At 60.3% G+C, this 15,879-nt stretch carries 17 protein-coding genes; 16 read left to right on the forward strand and 1 reads right to left on the reverse strand.

Annotated features, from left to right (window positions below; all coding sequences use genetic code 11):
* Positions 1–6 precede the first annotated feature (6 nt).
* The gene (locus ACP7BZ_RS14085) at positions 7–1,164 is read right to left on the reverse strand and encodes an iron-containing alcohol dehydrogenase (RefSeq protein ID WP_426114143.1); all 1,158 of its coding nucleotides are present in this window, start codon (positions 1,162–1,164) and stop codon (positions 7–9) included.
* Between the two features lie 123 nt (positions 1,165–1,287).
* Between ACP7BZ_RS14085 and ACP7BZ_RS14090 the strand changes: the two genes are divergently transcribed.
* The 16 genes from ACP7BZ_RS14090 to ACP7BZ_RS14165 all read left to right on the forward strand — a co-directional run bounded on the left by ACP7BZ_RS14090 (position 1,288) and on the right by ACP7BZ_RS14165 (position 15,848).
* Positions 1,288–2,052, forward strand: coding sequence for a sulfite exporter TauE/SafE family protein (locus ACP7BZ_RS14090; protein WP_426114145.1), 765 nt, complete (start codon positions 1,288–1,290; stop codon positions 2,050–2,052).
* Positions 2,053–2,244: 192 nt separating this feature from the next.
* Positions 2,245–4,173, forward strand: coding sequence for a tRNA uridine-5-carboxymethylaminomethyl(34) synthesis enzyme MnmG (gene mnmG / locus ACP7BZ_RS14095; RefSeq protein WP_426114147.1), 1,929 nt, complete (start codon positions 2,245–2,247; stop codon positions 4,171–4,173).
* Positions 4,173–4,832: a 16S rRNA (guanine(527)-N(7))-methyltransferase RsmG gene (gene rsmG, locus ACP7BZ_RS14100; RefSeq protein WP_426114149.1), complete on the forward strand. Its 660-nt coding sequence runs from the start codon at positions 4,173–4,175 to the stop codon at positions 4,830–4,832. Before mnmG ends, rsmG begins: the two co-directional genes overlap by 1 nt.
* 126 nt (positions 4,833–4,958) lie before the next feature.
* Entirely contained in the window at positions 4,959–5,729 is a 771-nt protein-coding gene (locus tag ACP7BZ_RS14105; protein WP_426114150.1) for a ParA family protein, read from the forward strand.
* 62 nt (positions 5,730–5,791) lie between these two features.
* Positions 5,792–6,673, forward strand: a complete 882-nt coding sequence (locus ACP7BZ_RS14110; RefSeq protein WP_426114151.1) for a ParB/RepB/Spo0J family partition protein — start codon at positions 5,792–5,794, stop codon at positions 6,671–6,673.
* Positions 6,674–6,945: 272 nt separating this feature from the next.
* Positions 6,946–7,284 carry an ATP synthase subunit I gene (locus ACP7BZ_RS14115; protein WP_426114152.1) on the forward strand — a complete coding sequence of 113 codons (339 nt, stop codon included), beginning with the start codon at positions 6,946–6,948 and terminating at the stop codon, positions 7,282–7,284.
* A 2-nt stretch (positions 7,285–7,286) separates the two neighbouring features.
* Positions 7,287–8,171, forward strand: coding sequence for a F0F1 ATP synthase subunit A (gene atpB, locus ACP7BZ_RS14120; RefSeq protein ID WP_426114154.1), 885 nt, complete (start codon positions 7,287–7,289; stop codon positions 8,169–8,171).
* Positions 8,172–8,266: 95 nt separating this feature from the next.
* Entirely contained in the window at positions 8,267–8,509 is a 243-nt protein-coding gene (gene atpE / locus ACP7BZ_RS14125; RefSeq protein WP_426114155.1) for a F0F1 ATP synthase subunit C, read from the forward strand.
* A gap of 71 nt (positions 8,510–8,580) precedes the next feature.
* Positions 8,581–9,051: a F0F1 ATP synthase subunit B gene (locus ACP7BZ_RS14130; protein ID WP_426114157.1), complete on the forward strand. Its 471-nt coding sequence runs from the start codon at positions 8,581–8,583 to the stop codon at positions 9,049–9,051.
* A 2-nt stretch (positions 9,052–9,053) separates the two neighbouring features.
* Positions 9,054–9,587 carry a F0F1 ATP synthase subunit delta gene (locus ACP7BZ_RS14135; RefSeq protein ID WP_426114159.1) on the forward strand — a complete coding sequence of 178 codons (534 nt, stop codon included), beginning with the start codon at positions 9,054–9,056 and terminating at the stop codon, positions 9,585–9,587.
* Positions 9,588–9,656: 69 nt separating this feature from the next.
* A complete protein-coding gene (gene atpA, locus ACP7BZ_RS14140; protein ID WP_426114161.1) occupies positions 9,657–11,198 on the forward strand; it encodes a F0F1 ATP synthase subunit alpha in 1,542 nt (513 codons plus the stop codon).
* A 60-nt stretch (positions 11,199–11,258) separates the two neighbouring features.
* Complete coding sequence (atpG, locus tag ACP7BZ_RS14145) at positions 11,259–12,134, forward strand: F0F1 ATP synthase subunit gamma (protein WP_426114163.1); 876 nt, start codon at positions 11,259–11,261, stop codon at positions 12,132–12,134.
* A gap of 33 nt (positions 12,135–12,167) precedes the next feature.
* A complete protein-coding gene (gene atpD, locus ACP7BZ_RS14150) occupies positions 12,168–13,568 on the forward strand; it encodes a F0F1 ATP synthase subunit beta (RefSeq protein WP_426114165.1) in 1,401 nt (466 codons plus the stop codon).
* Positions 13,569–13,601: 33 nt separating this feature from the next.
* Positions 13,602–14,024, forward strand: coding sequence for a F0F1 ATP synthase subunit epsilon (locus ACP7BZ_RS14155; protein WP_426114167.1), 423 nt, complete (start codon positions 13,602–13,604; stop codon positions 14,022–14,024).
* A 254-nt stretch (positions 14,025–14,278) separates the two neighbouring features.
* The gene (locus ACP7BZ_RS14160) at positions 14,279–14,836 is read left to right on the forward strand and encodes a cysteine hydrolase family protein (RefSeq protein ID WP_426114169.1); all 558 of its coding nucleotides are present in this window, start codon (positions 14,279–14,281) and stop codon (positions 14,834–14,836) included.
* 7 nt (positions 14,837–14,843) lie between these two features.
* Positions 14,844–15,848, forward strand: coding sequence for a GlxA family transcriptional regulator (locus tag ACP7BZ_RS14165; RefSeq protein WP_426114171.1), 1,005 nt, complete (start codon positions 14,844–14,846; stop codon positions 15,846–15,848).
* Positions 15,849–15,879: the final 31 nt, after the last annotated feature.

A 15,879-nucleotide genomic window follows, 5' to 3' on the forward strand; every position in this document is an offset into this window, starting at 1 on the left:
GTTTAATTACAAGGCCGCCGCATAGATCGCGCGCGCATCGTGCCAGCTGACGGTGCGCGGATTGTTGCCCAGCAGGCGGGTCTGCAGCATGGCGGCGTCGGCAAGACCGTCGAGATCGGCTTCGCCAATGCCGACTTCCGACAGGCGCGTGGAAATACCAGACTGACTGGCAATTTGTTGCATCGCAACAATAAGGGCATTGGCGCGCGCTTCCTCACTGCCGCTTGCATGGGGGGCGACGATGGCAGCGAGTTCAGCATATTGCGCAGTCGCATGCGACAAATTAAATCGCAGCACATGGGGCAAGACCAGCGCATTTGACAGTCCGTGCGGCACGTGAAAAATGCCACCGACCGGGTAGGCCAGCGCGTGCACGGCCGCCACCGGCGCATTCGAAAACGCCTGGCCTGCCAGGCACGCACCCACCAGCATGGCTTGACGGGCGTCCAGGTTGTCGCCGTGTTTGCAGACGAGCAGCAGATTGTGCGACAGCAGCTGCAAGGCTTGCTTGGCCAGGCTGTCGGAGAGCAGGTTTTTTTTGTGCCGGCTGGTGGTCGCTTCGATTGCGTGGACCATGGCGTCGATCGCAGTTGCTGCCGTCACCAGTGGCGGCAAGCCGAGCGTCAGACTGGCGTCGAGGATGGCGAGATCGGCGTAGAGCTGGGCTGCCACCACGCCCGTCTTGGTGGTGGCACCCGTCGTCACGATGGCGATGTTGGTCACTTCCGAGCCGGTGCCGGCGGTGGTGGGGATTTGGACAAGGGGCAGGCGCGCACCCCTGACGTTGCCGATGCCGTAGATCTCGGCGATGGGTTGATCACTGGCGGCCAGCACGGCGATCAGCTTGGCGACGTCCATCGAGCTGCCGCCGCCAAAGCCGATGATCAAATCGGCTTCGGTGGCGCGTGCGCGCGCGACGGCGTCGAGCACCACCGCTTCCGGAGGATCGGCCACCACCTCGCTATACGTGTGGACAGCGATCCCGTGGTGCCGCAGATTGGCGATGGGTCCCGCAAGCAATCCCGTGCGCAGGAATCCGGCATCGGTCACTACCAGGGCGGTGCGCACCTGTGGAAAGCGTTCCTTGATGATCGCGCCCAGTTGGGCGGTGGCGCCGCTGTCTGCAATCAGATGGGGAACTGTACTGAATTGAAATGGGTTCATGGCGGCTATGGTGGGGGGTGGTGCTTCAAGCTTACACCAGCCGCTGTTCCACGTGGGACATGGGGATGCGAGACCACTGACAATTTCTTGAGTACAATTGTGTTTTACCCAAAGTGAGTTGCTGTGGAATATCTGGTGCTTGCGGTGGCCGCCTTTGTGGCCGGCCTGGTTGATGCTGTGGTGGGCGGTGGCGGTTTGATTCAATTACCCGTCCTGTTCTCGACCTTCCCGCGCGAGTTGCCGGCGACCCTGTTGGGCACCAGTAAGCTCGCCGGGGTGTTTGGCACCAGTGCCGCCGCCGTCAATTACGCCCGGCGGGTGAGGGTGGCGTGGAGTGCGGCGGCGCCTGCTGCGATGGCGGCATTTGCCCTGTCTTTCGTTGGCGCCTGGACAGTCACGCGCGTTCCTGGTGAATTCGTCCGCAACCTGCTGCCGCTGATTTTGATTGCGGTTGCCATCTACACATTTCGCAAGAAAGATTTTGGCGCGACCCACGCGCCCCTGCACAGCGGTCAGCGCGAACAAGTGATGGCCTTGCTGGTCGGTGCCGGTATCGGTTTTTATGACGGTTTTTTCGGCCCCGGCACTGGCAGCTTCTTGATGTTTTTGTTTGTCCGCTTTTTCGGCTTTGATTTCTTGAGCGCGTCCGCAGCTGCCAAGGTGGTCAATGTTGCCTGCAACGTCTCGGCCTTGTTATGGTTCGGCTATAGCGGTCACCTGCTGTGGCAACTGGGCTTGATGATGGCGCTGTGCCAGGTCGCCGGATCGCTGGTGGGAACGCGCCTGGCGATCCGTCACGGCAGCGTGTTTGTGCGCCGCCTGTTCCTGGTGGTGGTGAGTGGACTGATCCTCAAGACCGGGTTTGATGCCATCAAGCGCCTGCTGTGAGTGTTACTGTTTCACGTGAAACAGTGTGCCGCCGCCTTGACGAGACTGTTCCACGTGAAACAAGGGGCGCGTAAAACTGACCACTTTCGCTACCAATATGTGCGTCAACGGTCTAAAAACGGGACAGCTGCGAATTTTTGAGGCAAAAGACTCTATAATCAGGGCTCATTTCCTTCGCTTTACGCTCCCAACATGCAATTTCCCACTGAATTTGACGTCATCGTGGTCGGCGGCGGTCACGCCGGCACCGAGGCGGCCCTCGCCAGCGCTCGCATGGGCCAGGCTACATTGTTGCTAACGCATAACATCGAGACCCTCGGGCAGATGTCGTGCAACCCGTCCATCGGCGGCATCGGCAAGGGCCACCTGGTCAAGGAAGTCGATGCCATGGGTGGCGCCATGGCGCTGGCCACCGACCTGGCAGGTATCCAGTTCCGCATCCTCAATTCGTCGAAGGGGCCGGCGGTGCGCGCCACCCGCGCCCAGGCCGACCGCATTTTGTATAAGGCGGCGATTCGCGAAAAGCTGGAGAATCAACCGAACCTGTGGCTGTTCCAGCAGGCCGTCGATGACCTCATCATCGAGGGTGACCGCGTGGTGGGGGCTGTCACCCAGATCGGCCTGCAGTTCCGCGCACGCGCCGTGGTGCTGACCGCCGGTACTTTTTTGGATGGCAAGATCCACGTCGGCTTGCAATCGCACTCGGCCGGCCGTGCCGGTGACCCGCCCGCCATCTCGCTGTCGGCCCGTCTCAAGGAACTCAAGCTGGGGCAGGGCCGCCTTAAAACGGGCACGCCACCGCGCATCGATGGCCGCTCCATCGATTTTTCGGTGATGAGCGAGCAGCCCGGCGACCTCGATCCGGTACCGGTGTTTTCCGTGATGGGCAACACCACCATGCACCCGCGCCAGATTCCGTGCTGGATGACGCACACCAATGCACGTACCCACGACATCATTCGTGCGGGCCTCGACCGCAGCCCCATGTACACCGGCGTCATCGAGGGCGTCGGCCCCCGCTATTGCCCCTCCATCGAAGACAAGATCCACCGCTTCGCCGGCAAGGATTCGCACCAGATTTTCCTCGAGCCGGAAGGCTTGACGACCCACGAGTATTACCCCAACGGTATCTCGACCAGCCTGCCGTTCGACGTCCAGATCGCCCTCGTGCGCTCGATGAAAGGGATGGAGCACGCCCACATCCTGCGTCCCGGTTATGCCATCGAATACGATTATTTTGATCCGCGCGGCCTGAAAACCTCGCTTGAAACCAAGGCGATTGGCGGCCTGTTCTTTGCCGGCCAGATCAATGGCACCACCGGTTACGAAGAAGCGGCAGCCCAGGGCATGCTGGCCGGTATCAATGCGGCGCGCCTGACCCAGGGCAAGGATGCCTGGGTACCGGCACGCTCGGAAGCGTATCTCGGCGTGCTGGTCGACGATCTGACCACCCAGGGCGTGCTCGAACCGTACCGGATGTTTACCAGCCGCGCCGAGTTCCGTTTGAGCCTGCGCGAAGACAATGCCGACATGCGCCTCACGCAAATCGGCCGCCAGCTCGGGGTGGTGGGCGACGTTCAGTGGCAGGCGTTTGAGACCAAGCGCGAAGCGGTGGCGCGCGAGCTGGAACGCTTGCGTTCGACCTGGGTCAATCCGCGCGTGCTCGCTGCTGCCGAATCGGAGCGGGTAATTGGTCAGGCGATCGAGCGCGAATACTCGCTGGCCGACCTGCTGCGCCGGCCCGGGGTTGGCTACGACAGCCTGATGAGCATGCTCGGAGTGGAAGGGCAGGCGCTGGCCGGCCCTGGCGTGCGGGACGCTGCCGTGCGTGAACAGATCGAGATCCAGCTCAAGTATGCCGGCTATATCGATCGCCAGGCCAAGGAAGTCGAACGCCACGACCATTACGAAAACCTCAAATTACCAGACGGTTTTAATTACCTCGACATCAGTGCGCTATCGATCGAAGTGCGCCAGAAGCTCGACAAGCAGCGCCCGCAAACCCTGGGCCAAGCCTCGCGCATCTCTGGCGTGACGCCGGCGGCCATCTCGCTGCTGCTGGTGCACCTGAAAAAACGCGGTGCCAAGGGTTTTATCACGCTCAACGAGGAACTGGCCTAATGACGGCGATCAAAGCACCGTTCAACCGCGCCGCCCTCGCTGCCGTGCTGGAGAACGGCAGTGCGGCGCTGTCGCTCTCTCTGTCCGGCCAGCAGCATGCGCAGCTGCTTGATTACCTCGGCTTGCTGTTCAAATGGAACGCCGTCTATAACCTGACGTCGGTACGCGATCCCCTGCAGATGGCGACCCTGCACCTGCTCGATTCGCTCGCTGCCGTGCCGGCGTTTGCGGGTGCCAGCAATGTACTCGATGTCGGTGCCGGTGGCGGCTTGCCCGGCATCGTGCTGGCTATTGCCCGGCCCGACATGCAGGTGTCGCTGATCGACACGGTGCACAAGAAAACCGCGTTTTTAAAACAGGTCAAAGCCGAACTGGGGCTGGCCAACGTCACCGTCTACACCGCCAAGGTGCAGGACGTGGTGGTGCCTGCACTGTTTGACGTCATCACCTCGCGCGCGTTTGCCGACTTGTCCGATTTCGTCACCTGGTCGGGCCAGCTGCTGGCCGACGGCGGCCGTTTTATTGCCCTCAAAGGGGTGGCGCCAGCAGAAGAGCAGGAGCGTCTGCCGGCACCGTGGAAAGTGAGCCGTTTGCAGCCGTTGCAGGTACCGGGACTGGACGCCGAACGCCACCTGATGTTTATCGAAAAATTAGTATAAAACGTATAAACGGTATATATCATTTATTCCGTTTATATTTAACATATAAAATAAATTATTTATACGAACTAAACGGTAATACTTTTTGTATTGCTTTCAACTCATGCGTCGACTCTAACAACATACATGGCCAAAATATTTTGCGTAGCAAATCAGAAGGGCGGGGTGGGCAAGACCACCACCAGCGTCAACCTGGCCGCTGGCCTGGCCAAGCTCGACCAGCGGGTGCTGCTGGTCGACCTTGACCCGCAGGGCAATGCCACCATGGGTGCCGGCATCAACAAGGCCGGCTTGACGGCGTCGACTTACCAGGTGCTTCTGGGCGAAGCCGATGTCGCCGCCGCCCGCCAGCGCTCTGAGGCGGGCCGCTTCGATGTGCTGCCGTCGAACCGCGAACTGGCCGGCGCCGAAGTCGAAATGGTCGAACTGGACCAGCGCGAACGGCGCCTCAAAGACGCCCTCGCCGCGGTCGATGCCGACTACGATTTCGTGCTCATCGATTGCCCGCCGGCGCTGTCGATGCTGACCTTGAACGGCCTGTGCGCCGCCCATGGCGTCATCATCCCCATGCAGTGCGAGTACTACGCGCTCGAAGGCTTGTCGGACCTGGTCAACACCATCAAAAAAGTGCATGCCAATCTCAATCCCGATCTGAAAATCATTGGTTTGCTGCGGGTGATGTTCGATCCGCGCATGACGCTCTCACAACAAGTCTCGGCCCAGCTCGAGCAGCATTTCGGCGACAAGGTGTTCAATACCATCATCCCGCGTAACGTACGGCTGGCCGAAGCGCCCTCGTATGGCCTGCCGGGGGTGGTGTTCGACCCTGCCTCGAAAGGGGCGCAGGCGTATATCGCCTTTGGCGCTGAAATGGTCGAGCGCATCAAGTCGATGTAAGCGGCAGCGCAGACGCATTCGCACTCACCCTTGCGCAAAAAATTCTGAAAGAAGCAGCGAACATGGCAACCAAAAAACTCAAGGGCCTCGGCCGCGGCCTCGACGCCCTGCTGGGCGGCGACGATTTTAATGACAACAAAAGCGCCGAGCTGCCCTCCAAGCTGGCGATCACCCTGCTGCAAGCCGGCCAATACCAGCCACGCACGCGCATGGACGAGGGCGCCCTCAATGAACTGGCGGCATCGATCAAGGCGCAGGGCGTGATGCAACCGGTGCTGGTGCGTCCGCTGGCGTCGCAGACGGGCGCCGTGCAGCGCTACGAAATCATCGCCGGTGAGCGGCGCTTCCGCGCGGCGCAGATCGCTGGCCTCGATACCATCCCGGTGCTGGTGCGCGCGGTCGACGACCAGACTGCCGCCGCCATGGCGCTGATCGAAAACATCCAGCGCGAAGATCTCAATCCGCTCGAAGAAGCGCAGGGCATCGCCCGCCTGATCGGCGATTTTGCATTTACCCATGAACAGGCAGCGCAAGCGGTGGGCCGTTCGCGCTCGGCCGTCTCCAATTTATTGCGTCTCATTAATTTGGCGCAACCGGTACAAACCATGCTGATGGCCGGCGACATCGACATGGGCCATGCACGCGCGCTGCTGGCGGTCGACCCGGCCACCCAGATCAGCCTGGCCAGCCAGGTGGTCAGCAAGCGCCTGTCGGTACGCGAAACGGAAAAACTGGTGGCCCGCACGATGGCCGACGCCGCCAACCCGCCGGCGGCGCGCATCAAGGAAAAATCGGGCGATATTGCCCGCCTGGAAGAAGAATTGTCAGACAAACTGGCCACCCCCGTCATCTTTAAGATGGGCAACAAGGGACGCGGCCAGATGATCATTGACTTTGCCGACCTCGACATCCTTGATGGCGTTTTGGCAAGGTTGCGCGCCTAAGCGCAGGGTGCGCCCGGCATTGCTTATAAAGCTAGAGTTGCTGTCGGTAAGTCATTGACCTTGAACAAGAATCTTGATTGTCCGACCATCGCGCAATATTGACTGCACCGTAATGGAACACCTGCCGGGCCAGCGTGGTTTTTGATGCGTCTTGCGCCCTGACAAAGTGCGTCAACGTTTGACGCGTATGTGCATAGACCTTATAATCCCGCTGATTCACGCAATCTCACCATACGCAACACAGCTTTTATACGCTGCGAAAAGAACAAAAAATGTTGCGCTTAGTTTCCCTGCAATTGTTGGCAACGATCGTGGCCGGCCTCATCGCCGCTCTGCTCGGTGGCTGGCCCGCCGCTGTGTCGGCAATATTGGGGGGGGGGTGCTGTGTCGTTCCCAACGGTTTGTTTGCCCTGCGCCTGTTTGCCAACGCGCGGCGACCGGGCGGGGCGAACCCGATGACCTTCATGGTCGGGGAATTTATCAAGATTGCATTGACGTTGACTCTGTTGGGAGTCATCGCCTGGCTGTACCGCGATTTGAACTGGCTGGCATTAACCTGCGGCTTCATCGTGGCACTGAAAAGTTACATCATCTTATTGTTTAGGCGCTAGACATGACTACTGAAACCGTCGCTGCAGGAGCACAACCAGCAGGCGAGCACGCGCTCACTGCCGGGCAATACATCACCCACCACCTGGGGCACATGCGCTCGCAGGCCCAGCCGGGGATTATTGATTTTCACGTCATTAACTATGACACCATCCTGTTTTCAGTGATCACGGCGCTGCTGGCGTTTTTCTTGCTGCGCATGGCCGCAAGCCGCGTCACCTCGGGCGTCCCGAGCCGCTTCCAGGGCGCCGTCGAGTCGCTCGTCGAGCTGGTCGAAGACCAGTCGAAAGCCATCGTCCACGGTGACCGCAGTTTTATTGCCCCACTGGCGCTGACCGTGCTGGTCTGGGTCATCCTGATGAACTCGATCGACTTCCTGCCCGTCGACTTCTTCGCCACCATCTTCCGCTTGCTCGGCATCCACACTGCCGAAGGCCATGAGCCGTTCTTCCGCTCGGTGCCAACGGCGGACCTGAACGGCACCTTCGGCATGGGCATCGTCGTGTTTGCCTGCATGATTTATTACGGTATCAAGGTGCAGCACCTGGGCGGCTTCATCAAAGGCCTGTTCACTGCACCGTTCGGCGCCCATCCTGCGCTGTGGATCTTCAATTTTGGTTTGAACCTGATCGAGTACGCGGCCAAGACGGTCTCGCTGTCGATGCGACTGTTCGGCAATATGTTTGCCGGTGAGTTGCTGTTCCTGTTGATCGCCCTGCTGGGCGCTACCTGGATTGGCGTGACCACCCAGAGCGTTGCGCTGGCCGGCTTGCAGGTGTTGCTCGGTACGGGTTGGGCACTGTTCCACTTGTTGATCGTGCCACTGCAGGCGTTCATCTTCATGATGCTGACCCTGGTGTACATCGGTCAAGCGCATGAAGGTCACTAAGCAGGAACGGGTGGAATTGTAAGAATCGTAGGAAATGTAGTCTCTGTAGTTTTAACTTTAACGTTTTATTTTTTTGATTATTTAAGGAGTTTTTGATGACTAACATCGCTTTCGTAGCACTGGCTTGCGGCTTGATCATTGGTTTGGGTGCTATCGGTGCATGTATCGGTATCGGCATCATGGGCGGTAAGTTCATCGAAGCTTCGGCACGTCAACCAGAATTGATGAATACCCTGCAAACCAAAATGTTCCTGCTGGCTGGTCTGATCGACGCGGCGTTCCTGATCGGCGTTGGTATCGCAATGATGTTCGCTTTCTCGAACCCATTCGGCGCTTAATCGTCAATTCTCAATAGCCGGGCGCGCAACTTTGCCTGCCCGGCGTATGTCATTCTGAGAAGGAAAAAGCTTTGAACTTAAATTCGACAATGTTCGTCCAGGCGATCGTCTTCCTGATCCTGGCGTTCTCGATTGCAAAATTCGTCTGGCCGCCGATGATGGCAGCGCTCGACGCACGCGCGAAGAAAATCGCCGACGGCCTGGCCGCCGCCGACCAGGGCAAGCAAGCCATGGCCGCCGCTGAAAAACGCGTACAAGCCGAACTGGCTGGTGCCCGTGACGAAGGCCAGAAACGCATCGCCGACGCCGAAAAGCGCGCGACGATGGTGGCTGACGAAATCAAAGCCAATGCCAACGCCGAAGCGGGCCGCATCATCGCCCAGGCCAAGGCTGACGCCGATCAGCAAGTGACCAAAGCCCGCGAAGAACTGCGCGCGCAAGTTGCCGGCCTCGCCGTCAAAGGCGCCGAGCAAATTCTGAAACGTGAAGTGAACGCAGCGGCCCACGCCGACCTGTTGTCGCAACTGGCAACCGAGCTGTAATCATGGCAGAACTCGCAACCGTCGCCCGTCCTTACGCCGAAGCGCTGTTTCGTGTCGCCCAAACGGGTGACATGGCGGTCTGGTCCACTCTGGTGAGCGAGCTCGGCAACATCGGCGTCAATGCCGACGTGCAGGATTTCGCGCGCAACCCCAACGTCACGCCGGCCCAGGTCGCCGAGACGTTTGCCGCGCTGATCCAGTCGCCAGTATCGGCCGAAGCCACCAACTTCATCGCCATCCTGATCGAAAACCGCCGCATTGCCCTGCTGCCTGAAATCGCCGCGCAATTCGCCGTGCTCAAGAATGCACAGGAAGGCGCCGCCGATGCCCACGTTACCAGCGCGTTCGACATGTCGAGCGAGCAGGTCACCCAGCTGGTGGCGAGCCTGGAAAAGAAATTTGGCCGCAAGCTCAACCCGACCGTGACAGTGGATGCCTCGCTGATCGGTGGTGTGCGCGTGGTGGTCGGCGACGAAGTGCTCGACACCTCGGTACGCGCCAAGCTGCAACAGATGAACGTTGCGCTGACGTCGTAAGCGACATCGAACCAGCACTCGCCGGCATCACGCCCTTGCCCTACGCACAAGAAACTATTAGGAGTTAGCATGCAACTTAACCCATCTGAAATCAGCGAACTGATCAAGAGCCGCATCCAGGGCCTCGAAGGTTCCGCTGAGATTCGTAATCAAGGCACGGTTATCTCCGTGGCCGACGGTATCTGCCGCATTCACGGTCTGTCGGACGTGATGCAGGGCGAGATGCTGGAATTCCCGGGCAACACCTTTGGCCTGGCCATGAACCTCGAGCGCGACTCTGTCGGCGCCGTGATTCTGGGTGCTTACGAGCACATCTCCGAAGGCGACACCGTCAAGACCACCGGCCGCATCCTCGAAGTGCCGATCGGTCCTGAACTCAAAGGCCGCGTGGTCAACGCCCTCGGTCTGCCGATCGATGGCAAGGGTCCGGTCAACGCCAAGCTGACCGCCCCGATCGAAAAAATCGCCCCGGGCGTGATCGCCCGTCAATCGGTGTCGCAGCCAATGCAGACCGGCTTGAAATCGATCGACTCGATGGTACCGATCGGCCGTGGTCAGCGCGAGCTGATCATTGGTGACCGCCAGACCGGTAAATCGGCAGTGGCAATTGATGCGATCATCAACCAGAAGGGCCAGAACATGACGTGTATCTACGTCGCGATCGGCCAGAAGGCATCGACCATCAAGAACATCGTGCGCTCGCTGGAAACCCACGGCGCCATGGAATACACCATCGTCGTCGCCGCTTCGGCGTCGGAATCGGCCGCCATGCAGTACATCAGCCCGTACTCGGGTTGCGCCATGGGCGAGTACTTCCGTGACCGCGGTGAAGATGCACTGATCGTCTACGATGATCTGTCCAAGCAAGCCGTCGCTTACCGTCAAATCTCGCTGCTGCTGCGCCGTCCACCAGGTCGCGAAGCCTACCCTGGCGACGTGTTCTATTTGCACAGCCGCCTGCTCGAGCGCGCAGCCCGCGTGAACGCCGACTATGTCGAAAAGTTCACCAACGGCGCTGTGGTTGGCAAGACCGGTTCCTTGACCGCCCTGCCGATCATTGAAACGCAGGCAGGCGACGTTTCCGCCTTCGTGCCGACCAACGTCATTTCGATTACCGATGGCCAGATCTTCCTCGACACCTCGCTGTTTAACGCTGGCGTGCGTCCAGCGATTAACGCCGGTATTTCGGTGTCGCGCGTCGGTGGTGCTGCCCAGACCAAGGTCATCAAAAACCTGTCCGGTGGTATCCGTACCGACCTGGCCCAGTACCGCGAACTGGCTGCCTTCGCGCAGTTTGCGTCCGACCTCGACGAATCGACCCGCAAACAGCTCGACCGTGGCGCCCGCGTCACCGAGCTGCTCAAGCAGGCACAGTACTCGCCGCTGTCGATCTCGCTGATGGCCGTGTCGCTGTTTGCAGTGAACAAGGGTTACTTCGACGACATCGAAGTCAAGAAGGTACTGGCATTCGAAGCTGGCCTGCATGGCTACATGAAGACCAAACAAGCCGCCCTCCTGGCCAAGATCGAAGAAACCAAGCAACTCGACAAGGATGGCGAAACCGCCATGGCTGCCGCTGTTGCTGACTTCAAGAAATCCGGCGCATATTAATGTTTTGATGGCGCCGCCGTCGTTGGGCGGCGCCGGATGGCGCAAAAGGAGTAAGGACTCATGGCATCAGGCAAAGAGATACGAGGCAAGATCAAGAGCGTAGAGAATACGAAGAAGATCACCAAGGCGATGGAAATGGTCGCCGCGTCCAAAATGCGCAAGGCGCAAGACCGGATGCGGGCCGCCCGTCCCTACAGTGACAAGATTCGGAATATCACCGCCAATCTGGCCAAGGCAAATCCGGAATACACCCACCCGTTCATGGCGCAAGCCAAGAGCGGCAAGGCGAATGCCGTTGGTTTCATCGTCGTCACCACCGACAAGGGTCTGTGCGGCGGCATGAACACCAACGTGCTGCGGATGATGACGCAGAAAACGCGCGAGCTCGAAGCAGCTGGCAACAAGATTGAAGCGGTTGCCATTGGCAACAAGGGTTTGGGTTTTTTGAATCGGGTTGGCATTCGCGTGGTATCGCACGCCGTGCAAATCGGCGATACGCCGCACCTGGAAAAGTTGATCGGACCTGTCAAGGTCATGCTCGACGCCTACCAGGAAGGCAAGCTCGACGCCGTCTACCTGTGCTACACCAAGTTCGTCAACACGATGAAGCAAGAGCCGATGGTGGAGCAGTTGCTGCCATTGGCCGCCGACAAGCTCGAAGGCGACAAGGGAAATCATTCCTGGGATTACATCTACGAGCCGGAAGCGCAAACCGTGATCGACGAGCTGCTGGTGCGCTACGTGGAAGCGTTGGTCTACCAGGCGGTTGCTGAAAACCTCGCCTCCGAGCAATCGGCGCGCATGGTCGCCATGAAGGCGGCAAGCGACAACGCCGGTAGCGTCATTGGCGAGCTGAAACTGGTCTACAACAAGACCCGCCAGGCAGCGATTACCAAAGAACTCTCTGAGATCGTCGCCGGTGCGGCAGCGGTCTAAACCCGATTTAAACTAAATATTGAAGGAACGAACATGGCTGATGGCAAAATCGTTCAGTGTATCGGCGCGGTGGTGGACGTTGAGTTCCCACGCAATGCAATGCCGAAAGTCTTCGACGCACTGAAAATGGCAGGCTCCGAGCTGACCCTGGAAGTACAACAGCAGCTCGGCGACGGCATTGTCCGTACCATTGCACTGGGTACCTCCGACGGTCTGCGTCGCGGCATGGCAATCCAGAACACCGGCAAACCCATCATGGTGCCAGTCGGTAAAGCGACCCTCGGTCGTATTCTGGACGTGCTGGGCAACCCCATCGACGAATGCGGTCCCGTCTCGCACGAGCAAACCGCATCGATCCACCGCGTGGCCCCGGCCTACGACGAATTGTCGCCGTCGCAAGACCTGCTGGAAACCGGCATCAAGGTGATTGACCTGGTGTGCCCGTTCGCCAAGGGCGGTAAAGTCGGCCTGTTCGGCGGCGCCGGCGTCGGCAAGACCGTCAACATGATGGAACTGATCAACAACATCGCCAAGGCACACTCGGGCGTGTCCGTGTTTGCTGGTGTCGGTGAGCGTACCCGCGAAGGTAACGACTTCTACCACGAGATGGCCGATGCAAAAGTGGTCGATCTGGAAAACCCGGAAAACTCGAAAGTGGCTATGGTCTATGGTCAGATGAATGAGCCGCCAGGTAACCGTCTGCGCGTCGCGCTGACCGGTCTGACCATCGCTGAATCGTTCCGTGATGAAGGCAAGGACGTGCTGTTCTTCGTCGACAACATCTACCGCTTCACCCTGGCCGGTACCGAAGTGTCGGCACTGCTCGGCCGTATGCCGTCGGCCGTCGGTTATCAGCCAACCCTGGCCGAAGAGATGGGCCGTCTGCAAGAGCGCATCACCTCGACCAAGACCGGTTCGATCACCTCGATCCAGGCCGTCTACGTGCCAGCCGACGATTACACCGATCCGTCGCCAGCGACCACTTTTGCTCACCTCGATTCGACCGTTGCCCTGTCGCGTGATATCGCCTCGCTGGGTATCTACCCGGCCGTCGATCCACTCGATTCGACCTCGCGTCAGCTCGACCCGCTCGTCGTCGGTCAGGAACACTATGACACCGCGCGCGCCGTCCAGGGCACCCTGCAGCGTTACAAGGAATTGCGCGACATTATCGCCATTCTGGGCATGGACGAACTGGCACCGGAAGACAAACTGCTGGTCGCTCGCGCCCGTAAAATGCAGCGTTTCCTGTCGCAGCCGTTCCACGTCGCTGAAGTGTTTACTGGTTCGCCAGGTAAATATGTGTCGCTGAAAGATACGATCAAGGGTTTCAAAATGATCGCCTCGGGCGAACTCGATCACCTGCCTGAGCAAGCGTTCTACATGGTTGGCACGATCGAAGAAGCCATCGAAAAAGCCAAGAAGCTCGGTTAATTCGACTTTTATCCGACATCCGATAGGACACACATGGCACATACCATTCACGTTGACGTCGTCTCCGCCGAGTCCCTGATTTTCTCGGGCGAAGCAGAGTTCGTCGCGTTGCCGGGTGAGTCGGGTGAGCTGGGGATTTATCCCAAGCACACCCCGCTGATCACCCGCATCCGCCCGGGTGCGGTACGGATCAAGAAGGTCGGCAGCGATGAAGAAGAACTGGTCTTCGTCGCTGGCGGCATTCTGGAAGTGCAACCGAACGGCGTGACCGTTCTGGCTGACACCGCCATCCGCGGCCACGACCTTGACGAAGCCAAAGCACTCGAAGCGAAGAAACTGGCTGAAGAGTCGATGGTCAACAAGGACTCGAAAATCGACTACGCCAAGGCGCAGTCGGAACTGGCGACCGCAATCGCCCAACTGGCGGCCATCGCCCGCCTGCGCAAGACCAAGTAATTGTTGGTTTGCACAAACAAAAGGCAGCTTCGGCTGCCTTTTTTATTGCGTGTTTCACCCAATGTGCGGCAGACGACTGGCCGGGCCACGCCTGGCCGGGCCACGCTGGCACCTGCGCTGCCGGTGGCAATTTTTCGTCATCCGCCACCGCCTGTCCGAATCGGTCCCCATCGTGTCCCGATCCCGTCTTTCGCCCGCTTGCTCCGCGCCGTAAGATCATGCCATCATCCACCCCACGGAAACGGAGCTTCACCATGAAAACCGCACTGCTCGTCATCGACGCCCAAGACACCTTCAAGCACACGCCGTACTGGTCCGATGCGGACCTGCCCGAGTATCTGGCCCGGCAACAGGCCTTGATCGACGGCTGCGTCGCCCGCGACGTTCCCGTGGTGCAGATTTTTCACGTCAGCACCAAGGGCCCGTTCGCCGTCGCCGAGCACGCCTGCACCCTCGACGGTTTGACGCTCTCGCCGACCGTTACCTTTCATAAAAACGTCCACAGCGCGCTGACCGGCACCGGCCTGATGAGCTGGCTGATCGCCCACGGTATCAGCCGCCTGATCATCAGCGGCATCCGCACTGAACAGTGCTGCGAAACCACCACCCGCCAGGCAGCCGACAGCGGCTTCCAGGTCGATTTTGTGAGCGAAGCGACGCTCACCTTCGCCATGCAGCACGCGCGCAGCCAGCGCCGGTATACGCCCGCAGAGATCCGTGAACGGACCGAACTGGTCCTCGAAGGGCGCTTCGCCCGCATTGCCAGCGTGGCCGAGGCGCTCGCCGCCCTCGACAGCGCCGCCGCCCTTTAAGGACCGCATGCTAGCGCGCGCCACCCCGGTGTTGTTCGTGCTGCCCCAGCACGTACTGATGCTCGATCTGGCGGGACCGGCCGAGGTATTGCGGGTGGCGTCGCAACTGCAGGCCGACGAGGTGGGGCAGGCGCCCCCGCGTTACCAGCTCAGCTTTGCGGGACCGGCGGCCGCCATACAAAGCTCGATCGGTTTACCGCTGGCCGGGCTGGCGCCGCTGCCCGCCACGCTGGAAGCCGGCACCATGATCGTGCTGGTGGGCGTGGCCGGCAGCACCGATCTGGCCCTGCGCCAGCAGATCGACGCCGCCAGCGCGGCCGTCGCCAGCTGGCTGCGCCAGGTATTTAGTAGCCGCGAACACCAGCTGCTGTGCATTTGTTCGGGCGCCCTGATCGCCGCCCGCGCGGGCTTACTCGACGGCCGCCGTTGCACCACCCACCACAGCCTGTGTGCATCGCTGCAGGCGCTGGCGCCGCGCGCCAGCGTGCTGGAAAACCGTTTATACGTCGCCGACGGCGCCATCTGGTCCAGCGCCGGCATCACCGCAGGTATTGACATGATGCTGCACGTGCTGAGCGAGCAGGCCGGCCCGCGCGCCGCCGCCGCCGTCGCCCGCAAGATGGTGGTGTACATGCGGCGCGCCGGCGCCGATCCGCAACTGTCGGCCTGGACCAGCGGCCGCAACCACCTGCACCCGGGCTTGCACCGCGTGCAGGACGCCATCGCCGCCGATCCCGCGCGCGAGTGGGGCGCCAATGAGATGGCGCAGCTCGCCTGCAGCAGTACGCGCCACCTGTGCCGGCTGTTCCAGGAATACACGCACGGCAGTCCACTCGATCATGTGCACCGGCTGCGGGTGGCGCTGGCGCGCGAGCTGATCATGCAGTCGTCGCTCGACCTGGAAAGCGTCGCCCGGCAGACCGGGCTCGGTTCGGCGCGCCACCTGCGCCGCATCTGGGGCAAGTACCATGCGACGCCGCCATCGGCGCTGCGCCAGGGCGATGTTCACTGAGGCGTGGCAGCACGCCGCCCCATAAAATGCT

The organism is Massilia sp. PWRC2, from assembly GCF_049896725.1.
GTDB lineage: Bacteria > Pseudomonadota > Gammaproteobacteria > Burkholderiales > Burkholderiaceae_D > JAFCUW01.